The 16144-nt window shown below is 63.6% G+C and carries 19 protein-coding genes; 12 read left to right on the top strand and 7 right to left on the bottom strand.

Annotation, left to right across the window (positions count from 1 at the left end):
• Positions 1–16 precede the first annotated feature (16 nt).
• Genes KRZ98_RS24370 through KRZ98_RS06585 form a run of 3 tightly spaced genes read right to left on the bottom strand, consistent with a single transcriptional unit; the run spans position 17 to position 1384 of the window.
• Positions 17–145 (bottom strand): hypothetical protein, encoded by a 129-nt coding sequence (locus KRZ98_RS24370; protein WP_302849078.1) that lies wholly within the window; start codon positions 143–145, stop codon positions 17–19.
• Positions 146–157: 12 nt separating this feature from the next.
• Entirely contained in the window at positions 158–730 is a 573-nt protein-coding gene (locus tag KRZ98_RS06590; protein WP_217672871.1) for a GNAT family N-acetyltransferase, read from the bottom strand.
• A 33-nt stretch (positions 731–763) separates the two neighbouring features.
• Positions 764–1384 carry a cytochrome c family protein gene (locus KRZ98_RS06585; RefSeq protein WP_217672870.1) on the bottom strand — a complete coding sequence of 207 codons (621 nt, stop codon included), beginning with the start codon at positions 1382–1384 and terminating at the stop codon, positions 764–766.
• Positions 1385–1569: 185 nt separating this feature from the next.
• On the opposite strand from KRZ98_RS06585, the gene KRZ98_RS06580 reads away from it, so the two are divergent.
• The 7 genes from KRZ98_RS06580 (at position 1570) to KRZ98_RS06550 (ending at position 6489) form a co-directional block, all read left to right on the top strand.
• Positions 1570–2460: a prephenate dehydratase gene (locus KRZ98_RS06580; protein ID WP_217672869.1), complete on the top strand. Its 891-nt coding sequence runs from the start codon at positions 1570–1572 to the stop codon at positions 2458–2460.
• Positions 2461–2586: 126 nt separating this feature from the next.
• Positions 2587–3318: a sterol desaturase family protein gene (locus KRZ98_RS06575; protein WP_217672931.1), complete on the top strand. Its 732-nt coding sequence runs from the start codon at positions 2587–2589 to the stop codon at positions 3316–3318.
• A complete protein-coding gene (locus KRZ98_RS06570; protein WP_217672868.1) occupies positions 3315–3752 on the top strand; it encodes a DUF2141 domain-containing protein in 438 nt (145 codons plus the stop codon). The genes KRZ98_RS06575 and KRZ98_RS06570 overlap by 4 nt, the downstream gene beginning before the upstream one ends.
• A 72-nt stretch (positions 3753–3824) precedes the next feature.
• Entirely contained in the window at positions 3825–4667 is an 843-nt protein-coding gene (locus KRZ98_RS06565) for a MipA/OmpV family protein (protein WP_217672867.1), read from the top strand.
• A 96-nt stretch (positions 4668–4763) separates the two neighbouring features.
• Positions 4764–5675 carry a tetratricopeptide repeat protein gene (locus KRZ98_RS06560; protein ID WP_217672866.1) on the top strand — a complete coding sequence of 304 codons (912 nt, stop codon included), beginning with the start codon at positions 4764–4766 and terminating at the stop codon, positions 5673–5675.
• 11 nt (positions 5676–5686) lie between these two features.
• Entirely contained in the window at positions 5687–6301 is a 615-nt protein-coding gene (locus tag KRZ98_RS06555) for an LON peptidase substrate-binding domain-containing protein (protein ID WP_217672865.1), read from the top strand.
• Positions 6298–6489 (top strand): Trm112 family protein, encoded by a 192-nt coding sequence (locus tag KRZ98_RS06550; RefSeq protein WP_217672864.1) that lies wholly within the window; start codon positions 6298–6300, stop codon positions 6487–6489. The genes KRZ98_RS06555 and KRZ98_RS06550 overlap by 4 nt, the downstream gene beginning before the upstream one ends.
• Before the next feature lie 88 nt (positions 6490–6577).
• Here the strand turns inward: KRZ98_RS06550 and KRZ98_RS06545 are convergent, their stop codons facing one another.
• The 3 genes from KRZ98_RS06545 to KRZ98_RS06535 all read right to left on the bottom strand — a co-directional run bounded on the left by KRZ98_RS06545 (position 6578) and on the right by KRZ98_RS06535 (position 10463).
• On the bottom strand, positions 6578–7000 hold the full coding sequence (locus tag KRZ98_RS06545) for a RidA family protein (RefSeq protein WP_217672863.1): 423 nt from the start codon (positions 6998–7000) through the stop codon (positions 6578–6580).
• A 78-nt stretch (positions 7001–7078) separates the two neighbouring features.
• Positions 7079–9691 (bottom strand): TonB-dependent siderophore receptor, encoded by a 2613-nt coding sequence (locus tag KRZ98_RS06540; RefSeq protein WP_217672862.1) that lies wholly within the window; start codon positions 9689–9691, stop codon positions 7079–7081.
• A gap of 190 nt (positions 9692–9881) precedes the next feature.
• Entirely contained in the window at positions 9882–10463 is a 582-nt protein-coding gene (locus KRZ98_RS06535) for a TlpA disulfide reductase family protein (RefSeq protein ID WP_217672861.1), read from the bottom strand.
• Between the two features lie 43 nt (positions 10464–10506).
• On the opposite strand from KRZ98_RS06535, the gene argH reads away from it, so the two are divergent.
• Genes argH through KRZ98_RS06515 form a run of 4 tightly spaced genes read left to right on the top strand, consistent with a single transcriptional unit; the run spans position 10507 to position 14185 of the window.
• On the top strand, positions 10507–11874 hold the full coding sequence (argH, locus tag KRZ98_RS06530) for an argininosuccinate lyase (protein ID WP_217672860.1): 1368 nt from the start codon (positions 10507–10509) through the stop codon (positions 11872–11874).
• Complete coding sequence (locus tag KRZ98_RS06525) at positions 11871–12128, top strand: hypothetical protein (RefSeq protein WP_217672859.1); 258 nt, start codon at positions 11871–11873, stop codon at positions 12126–12128. The genes argH and KRZ98_RS06525 overlap by 4 nt, the downstream gene beginning before the upstream one ends.
• Before the next feature lie 21 nt (positions 12129–12149).
• The gene (gene lysA, locus KRZ98_RS06520; RefSeq protein ID WP_217672858.1) at positions 12150–13415 is read left to right on the top strand and encodes a diaminopimelate decarboxylase; all 1266 of its coding nucleotides are present in this window, start codon (positions 12150–12152) and stop codon (positions 13413–13415) included.
• Positions 13415–14185: a bifunctional precorrin-2 dehydrogenase/sirohydrochlorin ferrochelatase gene (locus KRZ98_RS06515; RefSeq protein ID WP_217672857.1), complete on the top strand. Its 771-nt coding sequence runs from the start codon at positions 13415–13417 to the stop codon at positions 14183–14185. Before lysA ends, KRZ98_RS06515 begins: the two co-directional genes overlap by 1 nt.
• A gap of 103 nt (positions 14186–14288) precedes the next feature.
• Here the strand turns inward: KRZ98_RS06515 and KRZ98_RS06510 are convergent, their stop codons facing one another.
• On the bottom strand, positions 14289–14912 hold the full coding sequence (locus KRZ98_RS06510) for a response regulator transcription factor (RefSeq protein WP_217672856.1): 624 nt from the start codon (positions 14910–14912) through the stop codon (positions 14289–14291).
• Positions 14913–15171: 259 nt separating this feature from the next.
• Between KRZ98_RS06510 and KRZ98_RS06505 the strand changes: the two genes are divergently transcribed.
• Complete coding sequence (locus KRZ98_RS06505) at positions 15172–16038, top strand: IS1595 family transposase (RefSeq protein WP_217672855.1); 867 nt, start codon at positions 15172–15174, stop codon at positions 16036–16038.
• The last annotated feature ends 106 nt before the right edge of the window (positions 16039–16144 follow it).

Here is a 16144-nt window from a genome sequence, read left to right as displayed (position 1 = left end):
CAGCATCCATTTCTCGTCACGGGCGGCGGCTTTTGGGGCGCGATGGATCCTGAAACAAGTTCAGGATGACGTTGAAGGGATAACGAAAGGTCATATGGCAATTCTTCTCCCCCTCAAGGGGAAGGGCCTTTTGGGTCAGGATCATCGCATGTTGGCCTTAGCCCTCCAGCCTTTTCACCCAGAACTGCATCGGGTGGTCGCTGTCGGCATCTTCGCCCATATCCTTCCAGCCGAACTGGCCGATCAGCCCATCGACCGGGGCAAAGCCGCGTTTGTGCCAGAAGGGGTCTAGCGGGCTGTAACCGGCGGGGCGGGCGGGGTGATCGGGCGGGCGGATGACGGCGCAGAAGGCAGCGATCGAAAAGCCCAGCTCTCGCGCTTTGGCTTCGCGCCGGTCGAAAAAGGCGTTGCCAATGCCATGACCGCGCCAGTTGGGCAGCAGGACGGATTCGCCGAAATAATAGACGTCGCTTATGTCCATGCCGCGCGCCTGAAAGGGGGCGGCAAGGGCGGCGGCGTGATCGGCCATGGGTGCAGCGGTGGCGGCACCGACCAGTCTGTCGCCAGCGAACGCGCCCACAACCAGCGCGCCGGGGCTGTTGGCATAGGCGGTCAGATAGGCGCGTTCATAGGCATGGTCCCCGTCATACAGATAGGGAAAGGCCCGAAATACCGCGATGCGCAGGTCCGCCAACGAATCGAGCGCGGCAACCCGTGCCGCGCCCGTCAATTCGCTGATCTCGACCGGCGTACCGATCGCGCTTTACTCGGCGGCGTTGGCGGCGTTCGCTGCCGGGGCTTCCGCTACATTGGCAGCATTGCCCGCTTCGGCTGCATTCGCGCCTTCAGCAGCCGGGGCTGCGTCGGCGGCGGGCAGCGGCAGGTTGGACCCCTGCGTATTCAGCCAGGCGATCAGGTTGGCGCGATCGACCGGGTTGCCAAGGCCAGCAAAAGTCATCTTGGTGCCGGGCGCATATTCACGCGGGCTTTTCAGCCACTTGTCCAGTGCCTCGAACGTCCAGTTGCCCGGCACGGACTTGAGCGCTTCGGAATACGCAAAGCCTGCGACATGGCCATGGGCCTTGCCCACTGCGCCATACAGGTTGGGACCAATGCCATTGGCACCGCCCGACGTGACGGTGTGGCAGGCGGCGCATTTGGCAAACACCTTCTCACCGGCTGCGACGTCCGCGCTGGCCAGCAGGGTGTTGAGACCGGGACCGGCAGCAGCGCCTTCGCCCTCGGCTTCCACGCCTTCGATCGCATAGCCCATGGTTTCGGGCCGTTCGTCATGGAAGAATTTGGAACTGACGATCGCGCCGCCGAGCGCGATAATGCCCGCGAACAGCGCCCAGCCCGCTACGGTATTGAAACGATCGCCCATTTCGCTCGATTTCCCTTGCATTTCTGTTCGGGCGGCTGTCTTGGCGCCCCCTCTTGGCCGTTGCCATAATGGCGGACACGCGAACGTGCAACCCGGCTTGACGCCACAAATGCGCGAGCCGGCCAGCTTGCCGTCCTGCCGATGCTTGCGTGGGGGCCGCCCAGCCCTTAAGCGCGCACCCATCCATGGAAAACTATCCCGCTCCCGCGCGCGCGATTGTCGCGCAACTGGCTGAAAAAGCCGCTAGAGACCCGGCCCGCGCCGTCGCCTATCAGGGCGCGCCGGGGGCCAATTCGCATCTGGCGGCGCTGGGTTATGCACCCGATTGCGTGCCTTTGCCCTGTTTCGCGTTCGAGGATGCGATCGATGCGGTGCGTAATGGACAGGCGGCCCGCGCGATCATCCCGATCGAAAACAGCCTGCACGGGCGGGTCGCGGACATGCATTTCCTGCTGCCCGAATCGGGCCTGTCCATCGTCGACGAATATTTCCTGCGGATTCGCCATTGTTTGATGGCGCCCGACAACAGCCCGGTCAAAAGCGCGATCAGCCATCCCCAGGCGCTGGGCCAGTGTCGCCATTATCTGCGCGAACGGGGCATCCAGCCGGTTGCCTATGCCGATACGGCGGGCGCAGCGGCGCTGGTCGCGGAAACCCGCCTGCCCGGCGAAGGGGCGATTGCGCCCTATCTGGCGGCGGAACTCTATGGCCTGCGCCTGATCGCCGAGAATATCGAGGATAGCGACGATAATATGACGCGCTTCCTGGTGCTGGCGCGCGATCCCAAAATGCCGGTCCCCAATGTCGGGCCGGTGATGACGACGTTCCTGTTCGAGGTGAAGAATGTCCCCGCCGCGCTCTACAAGGCGATGGGCGGCTTTGCGACCAACGGCGTCAACATGACCAAGCTGGAAAGCTATCAGCGCGGGGCGAGCTTCGCGGCCACCGAATTTTTCTGCGATATTGAGGGGATGCCGGGCGATCCGGCGGTTGACCGGGCGCTGGCGGAACTGGAGTTCCACACCAAATGGGTGCGGATGCTGGGCAGCTATCGGCAGGCGCGGCCACGGACTTAGGGTCGGCCGTCATCATCGTCATTCCAGCGAATGCTGGAATCCCTCTTTGTTCTGGAGGTAGAAAAAAGAAGGGGGATCCCAGCTTTCGCTGGGATGACGGTGGTGGATTGGGCTATGGGCCTGTCCATGGTCGCAGCTATTCTTTGGTCCGCTTTGGCGATGAGCGCCATTGTCGGTGTGCGTTATCTGCTGGCGAGCGGCGGCTTTGCGCTGGCGACGCGCGTGCGGCAGCCGGGCCTCTATCGCGGGCTGGAGCGGCAGATGCGGCGCGAGGTTGGCTGGTCTTTGCTGTCCGCGCTGATTTACGGCATCCCCGCCGGGATCGTCGCATGGGGATGGCAGGCGCGGGGATGGACGCGCATCTATACCGATGTCGCGGCGCTGCCGCTCTGGTATCTGCCGGTGTCGGTGCTGCTCTATCTCGCCGCGCACGACACATGGTTTTACTGGACGCATCGCTGGATGCACCGGCCCAAGCCCTTTCGCATTGCCCATGCGGTCCATCATGCCAGCCGCCCGCCGACCGCCTGGGCAGCGATGAGCTTTCATCCCTGGGAAGCGCTGACCGGGGCGGTGGTGATCCCGGCACTGGTGTTCATCATACCCATCCATGTCGGCGCTCTGGCCGTGGTGCTGACGATCATGACGATCATGGGGGTCAGCAATCATATGGGGTGGGAGATGTTTCCGCGCTGGATGGTCCGGGGGCCGCTGGGCGGCTGGCTGATCACCGCGACCCACCATCAGCGGCATCACGACCTGTATAGCTGCAATTACGGCCTTTATTTCCGGGTCTGGGACCGATTGTGCGGCACCGACCGGGGACTTGGCGATTTTACCGCGAAGGCGCGCGCGTGAGGGGTCGATTGTGGAGATTGTGCGCGCTGGTCCCGGTGCTGCTGGGTGCGGCCCCGATCGGCCAGCCGCAACTGCTCAGCATGGCGCTGGAGGGGCTACGGTCGACCAAGGGGCAGATATTGGTGTGCGTGACGCGGGTGCCGCGCTATTTCCCCGATTGCAGCCATGATCCCGACAAGCGGCATTTCGCTGTGCCGGCGAAGGGCGGGGCGGTGACGATCGGTGCTGTGACGCCGGGCAATTATGCCATCGCGATCGTCCATGACGAAAATGGCAATGGCAAGTTGGATACGTTCGCGGGCATCCCGCGCGAAGGGGTCGGCTTTTCGCGCAATCCGGTGCTGCGCTTTGGCGCGCCGAGCTTCCGGTCGGCCAGTTTTGCGGTCGCAGGCGCGCCGGTGGAGCAGGACATCCGCCTCAAATATTTCCTGTAGGATCGTTCGGGGGAACCTGTAACCGTCGTGAAACATTCTTGGGCCGACCGACATTGGCTGAACAGGGGCCTTATGAACCAGCTTTCCCGCATACTCCTCCTCACCCTTCCCTTCATGGTGGCCGCGCCTGCGCTGGCGCAGGAGGCACAGGATCGCAGCAGCCTGACCGTCGGCGTTGGCGTTGCTTCGGTCCCGACCTATGAAGGGTCCGACGATTCCCGGATGATTGTGGGTCCGCAATTGCGGGGCAAGGTGAAGGACCACGCCTTCTTCACGCGCGGCCCCATGCTGTTTTTCGATGCCGTTCCCAACCGGGACGATAGCGGCATCGACTTTCAGGCTGGCCCGGCCGTGGGCGTGCGGCTGGACCGGACCAGTCGCAAGCAGATCAAGGACAATGCGGTCGAGGCACTGGGCAAACGGGACACGGCGATCGAGGTTGGCGGCTATGTCGGCATCGGCAAGACCGGGATCATTACCAGCGCCTATGACAATCTGAGCGCGCGGGTTGCCGTAACCAAGGATGTCGCGGGCGCGCATGAAAGCTATATAGTCACCCCCGCAATCGAATATTTCACGCCGCTGTCGATCCGCAGCTTTGCGGGCATCGGCGTGTCAGCGGACTATGTCGGCAAGAAATTCGGCCGCTATTATTCCGATATCGATGCTGCCGGTTCGCTGGCGAGCGGACTGCCCGTCTATACGCGCGGCGGCAGCGGTGCCGGGTTCCGGCGGGTGAACGCCAATCTGACGGGCGGCTATTCGCTGTCGGGTGACATTCGCAAGGGCTGGGTGATCGTCGGCGCGCTTGGCTATTCGCGGATGCTGGGCCGTTACGCCGATTCGCCGGTGGTGTCGATTGCCGGGTCGAAGGACCAGTTTCTAGGCGCGATCGGGATCGGCTATACCTTCTAATATCCTGCTTTTCCTGACCTTGCGCGGAGAGGGTGACGCTCCCCATATTGCGGGCTATGGAGGCGGCGACATACCGCAGTGGCAGGAGATGAAAGCGTGGCGACCCTGGGAATGAGCGAGGCCGACAAGCTGGCCGTGGAGGCGTTTCGCCGCGATGTGGTGGAGCCTTCGCGCACGCAGTTGGTGATCGTGGATTTCTGGGCCGAATGGTGCGGTCCGTGCAAGCAACTGACGCCGATCATCGAGAAGGTCTGCGCCGACTATGCGGCCAAGGGCGTGAAGTTGGTCAAGGTCAACGTCGATAAGAATGGCTTCATCGCCAGCCAGTTCCGGGTCCAGTCGATCCCGACCGTCTATGCCGTGTTTCAGGGCCAGCCGGTCGCCGACCTCTCCCAGGCGCGGACCGAGGGGCAGCTCAAGCAATATTTCGACCAGTTGCTCGGCCAGTTGCCGATCGAATCGGACGAAAAGGCGCAGGAGCAGGAAATCGCGCCGCTGATCGCGATGGGTGAGGAAATGCTGGCGGCGGGCGATGCCGAGCGCGCTCTGTCGATTTTCACCCAGATTGCCGAAATGGTGCCTGACCATGCCGATGTGGCGTCGGGTCAGGCGCGGGCGCTGGTGGCGCTGGGGCAATTGGACGAGGCTGAGGCCGTGCTGGACGCACTGTCGCCCGATGCGGCGAAGGATCAGGCGGTGGATCGCGCGCGCGCGGCGATTGCGCTGGTGCGGGACGCCAAGCCGGTGGCGGACCTTTCGGGTCTTGAGGCGAAGGTTGCGGCGGATCCCGACGATCATGAGGCACGGTTCGAACTGGCGGGCGGGCTGATGGCCAATGGCGATCGCGAGGGCGCGGCAGAGGCGCTGCTGGAGATCGTCCGCCGCGACCGGGCGTGGAATGACAGTGCGGCGCGCACGCAATTGCTGACCCTGTTCGAGGCGGTCGGGCTGGAAGATCCCTGGGTATCGGCGCAGCGTCGCAAGCTGTCGCAGATCTTGTTCGCCTGACGGCCGGGCCGGTGCCACTCGCCCGCGTCTCGATATTCCCGCTCTCCGGCGCTTTGCTGTTGCCGGGCATGGATTTGCCGCTTCATATTTTCGAGCCGCGTTACCGCGCGCTGATCCATGACGCGATGGCGCGCGACCGGCGGATCGGGATGATCCAGCCGCGTGGCGAAGGGCCGGTGCCGCCCTTGTTCGACATGGGGTGCCTGGGCCATGTCAGCCATATCGAGGCGCTGGACGACGGGCGGTTCAACATCATCCTGACCGGGCTGGCGCGGTTCAAAGTGGTGCGCGAATTGCCTGTGACGACCCAGTTCCGCCAGATCGAGGCGGACGTGATGCAGGCGCCGCAGGAGGATGAAGTGCTGCACGCGGCCGAGCGCGCGGCGCTGGAGATGGAATCGCGGCGCTTTGCCGATGCGCTGGGCTATGTCGTGGACTGGACGGCGGTGTCGCGGCTCGATGATATGGCGCTGGTCAACGGCATCGCCCAGATCGCGCCCTTCGATGCGGCGGCCAAGCAGACGCTGCTGGAGGCCGATACGCTGGGCGAGCGGTCGGAGCTGATCATCCAGCTGATGCAGATTTTCGGCCGGATCGAGCGCGATGGCGGCGCGACTATGCAATGAGCGATGCGGCGGGCGAGATTGCGCCGGTCGATCCGTGGTTGCTGGCCAAGCTGGTTTGCCCGGTGACGCGTACGCCGCTGCGCTGGGATGGTGAGCGCAGCGCGCTGCTGTCCGACGCAGCGGGGCTGGCCTATCCGGTGCGTGATGGCGTGCCGGTGCTGCTGGTGCGCGAAGCGGTGGCGATCTGAACCAAATACCCGTTCGTTTCGAGCGTAGTCGAGAAACGATGGCGCAGTGGTCGCGTTTCTCGACTACGCTCGAAACGAACGGAGGTGGTTACGGGTACGCAGCGATACATTCCACTTCCAGCGGTGCGCCCAGCGCCAGCCCGTCCGCGCCAAAGGCGCTGCGCGCGGGCAGGCGTTTGCCCTTGAAATAAGGCAGATAGGCCCCGTTGAAGCGGGGCCAGTCGGCCATGTCGTCCAGCATCACCGTACATTTGACGACATGGCCGAAGTCGAGGCCATTGTCGGTCAATATCTTGCTGATTGAATCCATTGCCTGTCGCACGGCGGCGTCGAAACCCTCTTTGTGCGGGTCCATGCCGGGCGGCACCTGACCGATCTGGCCGGACATATAGAGGGTGTCGCCGACGCGGACGGCGGGGGAGAAAGGCAGGGTGGCGGGCATCGCCTGCTGCGCCATGGCGGGCGCTGCGATGGTCATGGCGAGCGCGGCGAGGAGAGCGAATGGCTGCATGAACGGCTCCTGTCGGACGAAAAAGGGCCGGTGCGTTTCCGAACCGGCCCTTCCTTCGTGACATAGTCTAAGTGTTGATCAGAATTTAAAGTCGATCCGGGCGTAATAATAGCCCCCCGATGTGCCATAGGCGCCATGGCCATATGGGCTGTTATAGGAGCCGGAACCGTTGATATAGGGCGACACGCCGGGGTTCACGACCACGCCGGTGCCAGTCACCAGCTTGGGAACTTCGGGGATCTTGTCGAACAGATTGTTCGCACCGATCGAGAAGGTGACATTGTCGGTGAAATCATAGCCGACTTCCAGATCGGTGATGATCGCCCGTTTTACCACGCCGTTGAAGTAAAGCTGGTTGGCGTTGACGCCGTTCACCAGCGCGCCGTCGGCGATCAGGAAGCCGCCATCGGGGATCACGCCGCTGCCGACGCCCGGACGGACCAGAACGCTTTGCTTGGCGTAAAGCGTTTCGCGCAGGTTGACGGTCAGCTTGTCAGCCTTGAGCAGCGCGCCGAAGCCGACCTTATATTTCGGCGTCGTATCCTCGATATTGCTTTCCGACGCGGCGTTGAACAGCGGGTAGCCGACCTTGTTCTTGGTGATCTTGGTTTTGTTATAGTTGCCGTTCAGCGACAGATTGAGCGTGCCGAAGTCGAGCGCCACCGGATAGCTGGCGGAGAAGTCGATGCCCTTGGTCTCCGTGTCGATGCCGTTGGTGAAGCTTTGCACGCCGACCGTTTGCAGCGCGGTGTCGAGAACGATACCGGCGGCAGCCAGTGCGCTGAAGATCGCCGCTGCGCCAGGCTGGATCACGCCGCCCTGGACGGCGTTACGCGATGCGGTGGCGGCGATGCGGTCCTTGATCTTGATAAGATAGGCATCGACGGTAATCGCCAGCTTGGGCACGGGGCGCAGCACGACGCCTGCCGAGAAATTCTTGGATTTTTCCGGGCCAAGCGAGTCAAAGCCGAGCAGTGCAGCGGCCGGCGTACCAGCAGGAAGCTGGGCGACGGCGCTGGTTGGCCCCACGTTGATGGTCGAATATTTCTGTTCGGCCAGTGTCGGTGCGCGGAAGCCGGTGCTGGCTGTGGCGCGAACCGCGAAGGCATCCGAAATATCGTAGCGGGTCGTGATCTTGCCAATCAGAGTGTCGCCGAAATCGGTATAATCTTCGTAGCGACCGGCCAGATCGACCGTCCAGCCTTCGACTGGATTGGCGATGAAGTTCAGGTAACCGGCGCGCGAGCTGCGCTTGAACCGCCCGGCGTCGGTCGCCTTGTAGCCGGGGAAGGATTGAACCCCGGTCTTGTAGGTCGAATAGAAATCGCCCTGGACGATTTCATAGGTGTCCTTGCGATATTCGCCGCCGAAAGCGAAGGTCAGCGGGGCGGCCATGCCGAGGTCAAATTCCTTGCGGATGTCGGCGGTGACCGTGGTCTGGCTCAGGCGGAAGCCGCCGTCATAGGCCTTGTCGGGCGTGTTGGGTACGCCGACGCCCAGAAGCGATGCGGCAAAGCTTTCCTGCCACACTTCGCGATGGGCGGACTTTTCGGTCCAGATGTCGTTCTTCTGATTGCCGTAAGTGGTGCTGAGGTCATAGTTCCAGCCTGCCGCTTCGCCGCGCGCACCGACAGTGAAGCTATATTCATCCTCGATCACATGCTGGAGCGGAACCATGCCGTTGATGCCGGTGTCGCTGTAGCAGATATTGGGGTTATAGGCCGCAGGCGTGACACCGCCGCCCAGATTGCCGGTTTCGTAGCAGATGCGCTTGGGATGGCGGTAGCCCTGCTTGGCCCAACCTTCGCGACGGGCGAGGCTGCCAAAGCTGTACACTTCGACACCGCCAAAATCATAACCGGCATTGTAGAAGAGCAGGTTGAGTTCGGTCTTGGGCTGGCCGCCATTGATCCCGGCCAGCGCGTCGCCCGCGAGATTGGACCATTGGGCAGGGGCATTGGGCTGGAGCGTGCCGTCCAGCTTGGTGACCTGCACCTGCCCTTCACCCAACGTCGTATAATCCTGACGGCGGTGGAACAGGGACAGGTTGATATAGCCGTCCTCACCCAGTTTGACGCCATAATTGCCGGAGATGGAGAATAGCTCGCCTTCGCTGTCATAATATTGACCGCCGGTCAGCTTGATCGAGCCGCCCTCTGGATCATCCTTCAGGATGAAGTTGATGACGCCTGCAATCGCGTCGGTGCCGTACACAGCGGCAGCACCTTCCTGCAGCACTTCGACGCGCTCGACCGAATCTGGCGGAATAAGATCAATGCTGGGCGCGGCCGAGCCGGAGAAGGCACCCAGCACCTGAAGGATGCCGTTGCCGTGGCGGCGCTTGCCGTTGACCAGCACCAGCGTGTGGTTGGGGCTGAGGCCGCGCAGGCGCGCCGACAGCGAGAAGCTGGAAAGGTCGGTGCCCTGCGTCTGCGCGGTGAAGCTGGGGACGATCTGGGTCAGCACCTGGTTGAGGTTCGGCTGGCCGACATGGGTGAGCGCATCCTGGCTCAGCACGGTGACCGGTGCGGCGCTTTCGGTCGCCTGCATCCCGACCGCGCGGGTGCCGGTGACGATGATGGCGGTGCCGTCGTCGACCTGGGGTTCCTGCGGCGCGTCTTGCGCGATGGCGCAGGCGGACCAGGACGATGCGAGGATCAGTGAGAGTTTAAGCGCCGACAACCGTGTCATTCATGCCCCCTGTTTAGCTTTATCGATGACAGGGGGAATGACGAAGCGGCCGCGCTTATCCTCTATTGCGCTGCACAAAAATCATAGGTTTGTGAATTGTTTCCAGATCGTTTCTGGTCCGGAAACACGCTGTTTATGATCTATCGCGGCGCAAGAAACGGATTTTGCAGTTGCGCCAAAGGGTAGCGGATCAGGATGCCATGGCCGCGTCGATCAGCGCCTTGGCTTCCGCCCCTTCCCAATCCATTGCGCCGATCACCCGGACCATTTCCTTGCCTTGCGCATCATAGAGGACAGTGGTGGGCAGCAGGCCGGTGGCATAGTCGAAGCCGAAATGATTGTCTGGGTCGGCCCAGCCTTTAAGGTGGGGGAGGGGGTGTTTGGCGAAGAAGGGTTTGACCGCCTTAGCGCCTTGCGTGTCCTGCGAAATGGTCAGCACCGCCAGCCCCTTGGGACCGTAGCGTTCCGCGATCCGGTCCAGCGTAGGCATTTCCGCAACGCAGGGGGTGCACCATGTCGCCCACAGATTGACGAGCAGCGGGCGTCCGGCAAAATCCTGCAAGGTCGCCTCCCCCCCGTCGGGATTCTGGAAGGCGAAGGTGGGCGCGGGGGTGCCAGCCTTGCTGCGGTCCAGACGGTAGCTGAATTCGCCGTCCCCCTTGGTCGCATTGCCTGATGCAGGAACCTCACCGCTCATGCTTGCATTGGCTTGCCCAGCGGGCGGCGATTGCCTATCGCAGGCCGCCAATCCGGCGGTCAGGAGCAGTAACATCAGCGCGCGCGAAACAGGTTCCAAGGGGGAAGGCTCCAACAGCATGTGGGGTGGCCGGTTTGCGGCCGGCCCCGCTTCGATCATGCGCGAGATAAATGCCTCCATCCCGTTCGACAAGCGATTGTGGAAGCAGGACATCGCAGGATCGAAGGCGCATGTCGCGATGCTGGCCAAACAGGGCATCGTCGATGGCGAGGATGCGCAGGCGATTACCGAGGGGCTGAACCGGATCGCGGCGGAATATGAAGCCGATGGCGTGCCGGTCGATCTGTACCTGGAAGATATCCACATGGTCACCGAATCGCGGCTGGCGCAGCTGATCGGGCCGACCGCCGGGCGTTTGCACACGGCGCGGTCGCGCAACGATCAGGTGGCGACCGATTTCCGCCTGTGGGTGCGCGACGCGATTGACGAGGTGCAGGCGGGTCTGATCGGCCTGCAACGCGCTTTGCTGGCGCGGGCGGACGAGAATGCCGATTCGGTGATGCCGGGCTTTACCCATTTGCAGTCGGCGCAGCCGGTAACGCTAGGGCATCATCTGATGGCCTATTATGAGATGGTGCGCCGCGACCGCAGCCGCTTTGCCGATGCGCGGGCGCGGGCGGATGAATGTCCGCTGGGCGCGGCGGCGCTGGCGGGGACCAGTTTCCCGATCGACCGGCACGCGACGGCGGCGGCTTTGGGTTTTGCCAAGCCGACCGACAACAGCCTGGACAGCGTATCCGATCGCGACTTCGCGCTCGATTATCTGATGGCGGCGACCCAGGCGTCCTTGCACCTGTCGCGGCTGGCCGAGGAATTCATCATCTGGGCGAGCCAGCCCTTCGGTTTCGTGAAATTGCCCGACGCCTATTCGACCGGCAGCTCGATCATGCCGCAGAAGCGCAATCCGGATGCCGCCGAGCTGGTGCGCGGTCATGCCGGGCGGATCATGGGCTGCATGACCGCATTGTGCGTGACGATGAAGGGGCTGCCGCTTGCCTATTCCAAGGATATGCAGGACGACAAGCCGCCGGTGTTCGAGGCGCATGACCTGCTCGCTCTGTCGATCGCGGCGATGACCGGCATGATCGAGACGGTGACGTTCCGCACCGACCGGATGCGCGGGCTGGCCGAAAGCGGCTTTGCCACCGCGACGGACCTTGCCGACTGGCTGGTGCGCGAAGGGGGCATTCCGTTCCGCGAGGCGCATCATATCACCGGGCGCGCGGTGGCGGCGGCGGAGGCGGCGGGTGTGCCGCTCGACCAGTTGCCGATCGCGACGCTGCAAGAGATTGACGCGCGGATCGATGATCGCATCTATGCGGTGCTGACGGTCGATGCATCGGTCGCCAGCCGGATGAGCCATGGCGGCACCGCGCCCATGCAGGTGCGGGCGCGGATCGCGCAGGCGCGGGAGGAATTGGGATGAGACACACTCGGACGATCGCGGGGCTGGTCTGCGCGGCGCTGGCGCTGGCATCCTGCGGCGGGCGGCAACCGTTGAAGCCGGTGGCAGGGCAGGAATTGCCTGCGGTGCCTGTGGGCGCGGCGACCGCACCGACGGGCGCGCAGCTGATGACGCCATCGACCCAGGCGCGGCCACAGCGCAACGTGGAATTGCTGACCCAGTCGCAACAGCGCGCAGCGGACGAATTCGACCTGCCGCCCGAAAAGCAGCCCTGACAAGAGACTAAGGACGCGATTTTGGACCATTTCGACTATGTGGACGGTGCCATGCAGGTGGAGCAGGTGCCGATGGCGGCGATTGCCGATGCGGTTGGCACGCCGGTCTATGTCTATTCGACCGCGACGCTGACGCGCCATGTCGGCGTGTTTCGCGACGCGCTGGGTAGCCTAGACAATCCGCTGATCGCCTTTGCGGTCAAGGCCAACCCCAATGCGGCGGTGCTGGCGACGCTGGCGAAACTGGGGCTGGGCGCGGATGTCGTGTCGGGCGGGGAATTGCTGCGCGCGATCGCGGCGGGGATTCCGGCGGACCGCATCGTCTTTTCGGGCGTGGGTAAGACGGCTGAGGAAATGCGGCTGGCGCTGGACCATGGCATTTTCCAGTTCAATCTGGAAAGCGAACCAGAGGCGGAAATGCTGTCCGAAGTCGCGCTGTCGATGGGCAAGCGCGCGCCGGTGGCCTATCGCATCAACCCGGATGTGGACGCGGGCACCCATGCCAAGATTTCCACCGGCAAATCGGAAAACAAGTTCGGCATTCCTTATGACCGCGCGCTGGAAAGCTATGCCGCCGCGCGCGACCTGCCGGGGCTGGATGTGCAGGGCGTTGCCGTCCATATCGGCAGCCAACTGACCGATCTCGCGCCGCTGGAGGCGGCCTTTACCAAGGTCGGAGCGCTGGTCGCAGCATTGCGCGAGGCGGGGCATGATATTCGCACCGCCGATCTGGGCGGCGGGCTGGGCGTCCCTTACGACCCTGCTCTGCCCGTGCCGCCAAGCCCCGCCGCCTATGGCGAGATGGTGTGCCGGGTAACGCAGGGCTGGCCGGTGCGGCTGATGTTCGAGCCGGGCCGGGTGATCGTGGGCAATGCGGGCGCTCTGCTGTCGCGCGTGGTGCGGGTGAAGCAGGGCGCGCAGGCTCCGTTCGTCATCGTCGATGCGGCGATGAACGACCTGCTGCGTCCCAGCCTTTACGACGCCTGGCATGATATTCGTGCGGTGACCCCGGTGGGCCAGCGCGCGGCGGCCAATGTGGTGGGTCCGGTGTGCGAGACGGGCGATACTTTCGCCATGGGTCGCGACATGGATGTGGTGGCGGCGGGCGATCTGGTCGCCTTCATGACGGCGGGCGCTTATGGCGCGACGATGGCGGGGACGTATAACAGCCGCCCGCTGACCCCTGAAGTGCTGGTGTCGGGCGACAAATGGGCGGTGGTGCGCGCGCGTCCGCCGATCGAGGCGCTGATCGCGGGCGATAGCATCCCCGACTGGCTGGCCGACTGATGCACAGCCTGCCCGTCTTTCTGCGCCTGACGGGCAGGCCGGTGATCCTGACCGGGGACGGCGAGGCGGCGGACGCCAAGCGCCGCCTGCTGGAGCGGGCGGGCGCAGTCATCGTGGGCGAGGAGGATGACGCGGCGCGGATCGCGATCGTGTCCAACGGCGACGCGGCGACGGCGGAGCGGTTGCGGGCGCGGGGCGTGCTGGTCAACGCGACTGACAATCCCGACCTGTGCGATTTCACCCTGCCCGCGATCGTGGATCGTGACCCGGTGCTGATCGCGATCGGGACGGGCGGCGCGTCGGCGGGGCTGGCCAAGGCGTTGCGGCAAAAGCTGGAGGCGCTATTTCCCGCGCGGCTCGGTGAATTGGCACAGGCACTGTTTGCCGGGCGCGGGGCGATCAAGGCGCGCTGGGCGGAAGCGGGCGCGCGGCGACGGGGGATCGACGCTGGGCTGGCGCCGGGCGGGATGATCGATCCTTTGCGCGCCGATGCGGTGGACGCGGTCCCGGAATGGCTGGCGGCGCGGGGACAGGCGGAAGGCTCGCGGCTGATCGCGATTCCGCTGCTGTCGGGCGATCCCGACGATCTGACTTTGCGCGCGGCGCGGCTGCTGGGGGAGGCGGATCGGGTCTATCATTCCGCGTCGGTGCCAGCGGTGATTCTCGACCGGGCGCGGGCGGATGCCGCGCGGATCGTCGCTGATGCGCCGCCTGCCGATCCGGGTGAGGGGCTGTCGCTCTGGGTGACGCTGGATGGGGCGATAGCCTGACCACGTCCGTTCGTTTCGAGCGCAGTCGAGAAACCTGCGCTCTACCGTTTCTCGACTGCGCTCGAAACGAACGGAGGTTGGGGTTCTGCCGCAGGAACCGGACTTATCCCTGCTGCGCGCTCAGTCGTTCGACTTCATCGTGCAGCGCCTGGATGGACGAGACGAGGCGGGCGCGGTCGGCCTGGAGTTCGCGCAAAGTCTCGCGAGTTTCGCCCAGTTCCACGGCGCGGCGCGCGATGCGGGCGTCGAGTTCGGCATTGTGGCGGGTGAGCGTGCCCAGCGTTTCGGCGCGCTGGCACAGATGGCGCATACGGGCGTCCAGCACGTCGAAGTCGAAGGGTTTGACGACATGGTCGTCGGCCCCGGCATCCAGCGCCTCCACCGTCGACTGGCTGTCGAGCCGTCCCGTGAGCATGACGAAACAGGCGGACAGGGCCAGGTTCGCGGCGCGGATCTTCTTCATCGTCGCGACGGCGGGCAACATCGTCAGCCCCATGTCGATCAGGATGATGTCGGCGGGGCGCGTCACCAGCAGGTTGACCGCGACGAAGCCGTTTTCCGCCAGCGCGACATCATAGTTGAGATGCGACAGGCGGCGGGCGACGACGGCGCGCGCGGTGGGGTTTTCATCGATCAGCAGCACACGCAGGCGGCGCTGTGGGCGTGCGATCTCGCTCATGTCCTGATCGTCAGGCCGACGGCTGCGATTGCGCTTGAAGATCTGCATGGCTCCACCCTTTTGCTGCGTTCAAAAGGATAGGATTGCCGCGCAAAGAAATGGTTAACGCGCCTTTGAGTCGGTTGCCGCACCGGCCCTCACCCCCACCCTACCTCCCATTCAGGATACACTCTGTGGGCGGTCGGGTGGGGGTGAGGGCCGTTGCGGATGCGCCGAAGGCGCATTTCGAGACAGAGCCTTAGCCACGATTAAATTCATTGGCCATTATCCCCTTGAAACAAGTAGGCGGTTATGGCATACAATATCTATGAGCAACAAAGCCCCTACCCTCCGCCAGTTTCAAGACCGCTTCCCAACGGAGGAAAGTTGTCTCGACCATCTTATGCGAGTTCGTTTTGGCGATCGGCATGACTGCGCGAAGTGCGATCGTAATGCCCACTTCTATCGTGTGAAGGCTCGACGCTCCTTTGCCTGCGAGTATTGTGGCGCTCAGGTCTATCCGACCGCAGGAACGCCCTTTGACAAAACCCGCACACCGCTGCGCGATTGGTTCTTTGTCATGTTCCAGTTTTGTGCGTCGCGGAATGGCGTTGCGGCAAAGGAAGTAGAGCGCCAGCTAGGCGTTACCTACAAGACCGCTTGGCGCATGTGCCACATGATCCGCACCTACATGGGCATGGTCGATGGCGACTCGCCGCTGGGCGGTTCGGGCGCAGTAGTGGAAATAGACGAAACGCAGATTGGCGGACACGAACCCGGCCAGCGTGGCCGCAGCCTTGCCAAAAAGAAGGTTGTTATGGGAATGCTGGAGCGCGGTGGTCGGGTCACGACAACCGTTGTCGCCAACTGGAAAATCTCTTCGCTTATGCCGCAGATCACGACGCATGTTGTGAAGGGCGCGACGATCAACACCGACTTCATGCGCTCTTATCGCCGCCTGACTGCCATGGGTTACACGCACGACAAGGTGAACCACAACGCAGGTCGCTATGTCAGCGACACCGGCGCACACGTCCAGTCTATTGAAGCCTATTGGGCGCAGCTAAAGCGCGGGATCAACGGCACCCACATTCACGTTAGCGCGAAGCATCTTCCAAAGTATCTGGGAGAGTTCGAATATCGCTACAACATGCGTCACGAGCCTCACCTGATGCTAAGGCCTGTGGACAATTAGGGGATTCCCTTTTCCGCGCAGATCGGATTCAAGACTGGCGAAGGGAGCGCCATCTTGGATCGACACGGATTAAGCGACGAGCAGTGGGAGCGGGTCCGTCCGTTTC

This window comes from Sphingobium sp. AS12 (assembly GCF_019097845.1).
Taxonomy (GTDB): Bacteria; Pseudomonadota; Alphaproteobacteria; order Sphingomonadales; family Sphingomonadaceae; genus Sphingobium.
This window is presented reverse-complemented; position numbering and strand designations above follow the sequence as displayed.

Bases quoted from the DNA above. Each gene is read 5' to 3' on its own strand.
- KRZ98_RS06565 (WP_217672867.1), top strand. From the start codon at position 3,825: ATGAACCAGCTTTCCCGCATACTCCTCCTCACCCTTCCCTTCATGGTG.
- KRZ98_RS24370 (WP_302849078.1), bottom strand. From the start codon at position 145: ATGATCCTGACCCAAAAGGCCCTTCCCCTTGAGGGGGAGAAGAATTGC.
- KRZ98_RS06540 (WP_217672862.1), bottom strand. From the start codon at position 9,691: ATGACACGGTTGTCGGCGCTTAAACTCTCACTGATCCTCGCATCGTCC.
- KRZ98_RS06580 (WP_217672869.1), top strand. From the start codon at position 1,570: ATGGAAAACTATCCCGCTCCCGCGCGCGCGATTGTCGCGCAACTGGCT.
- KRZ98_RS06515 (WP_217672857.1), top strand. From the start codon at position 13,415: ATGCACAGCCTGCCCGTCTTTCTGCGCCTGACGGGCAGGCCGGTGATC.
- argH (WP_217672860.1), top strand. From the start codon at position 10,507: ATGTGGGGTGGCCGGTTTGCGGCCGGCCCCGCTTCGATCATGCGCGAG.
- KRZ98_RS06525 (WP_217672859.1), top strand. From the start codon at position 11,871: ATGAGACACACTCGGACGATCGCGGGGCTGGTCTGCGCGGCGCTGGCG.
- KRZ98_RS06545 (WP_217672863.1), bottom strand. From the start codon at position 7,000: ATGCAGCCATTCGCTCTCCTCGCCGCGCTCGCCATGACCATCGCAGCG.
- KRZ98_RS06505 (WP_217672855.1), top strand. From the start codon at position 15,172: ATGAGCAACAAAGCCCCTACCCTCCGCCAGTTTCAAGACCGCTTCCCA.
- KRZ98_RS06510 (WP_217672856.1), bottom strand. From the start codon at position 14,912: ATGCAGATCTTCAAGCGCAATCGCAGCCGTCGGCCTGACGATCAGGAC.
- KRZ98_RS06585 (WP_217672870.1), bottom strand. From the start codon at position 1,384: ATGGGCGATCGTTTCAATACCGTAGCGGGCTGGGCGCTGTTCGCGGGC.
- KRZ98_RS06575 (WP_217672931.1), top strand. From the start codon at position 2,587: ATGGTCGCAGCTATTCTTTGGTCCGCTTTGGCGATGAGCGCCATTGTC.
- KRZ98_RS06550 (WP_217672864.1), top strand. From the start codon at position 6,298: ATGAGCGATGCGGCGGGCGAGATTGCGCCGGTCGATCCGTGGTTGCTG.
- KRZ98_RS06535 (WP_217672861.1), bottom strand. From the start codon at position 10,463: ATGTTACTGCTCCTGACCGCCGGATTGGCGGCCTGCGATAGGCAATCG.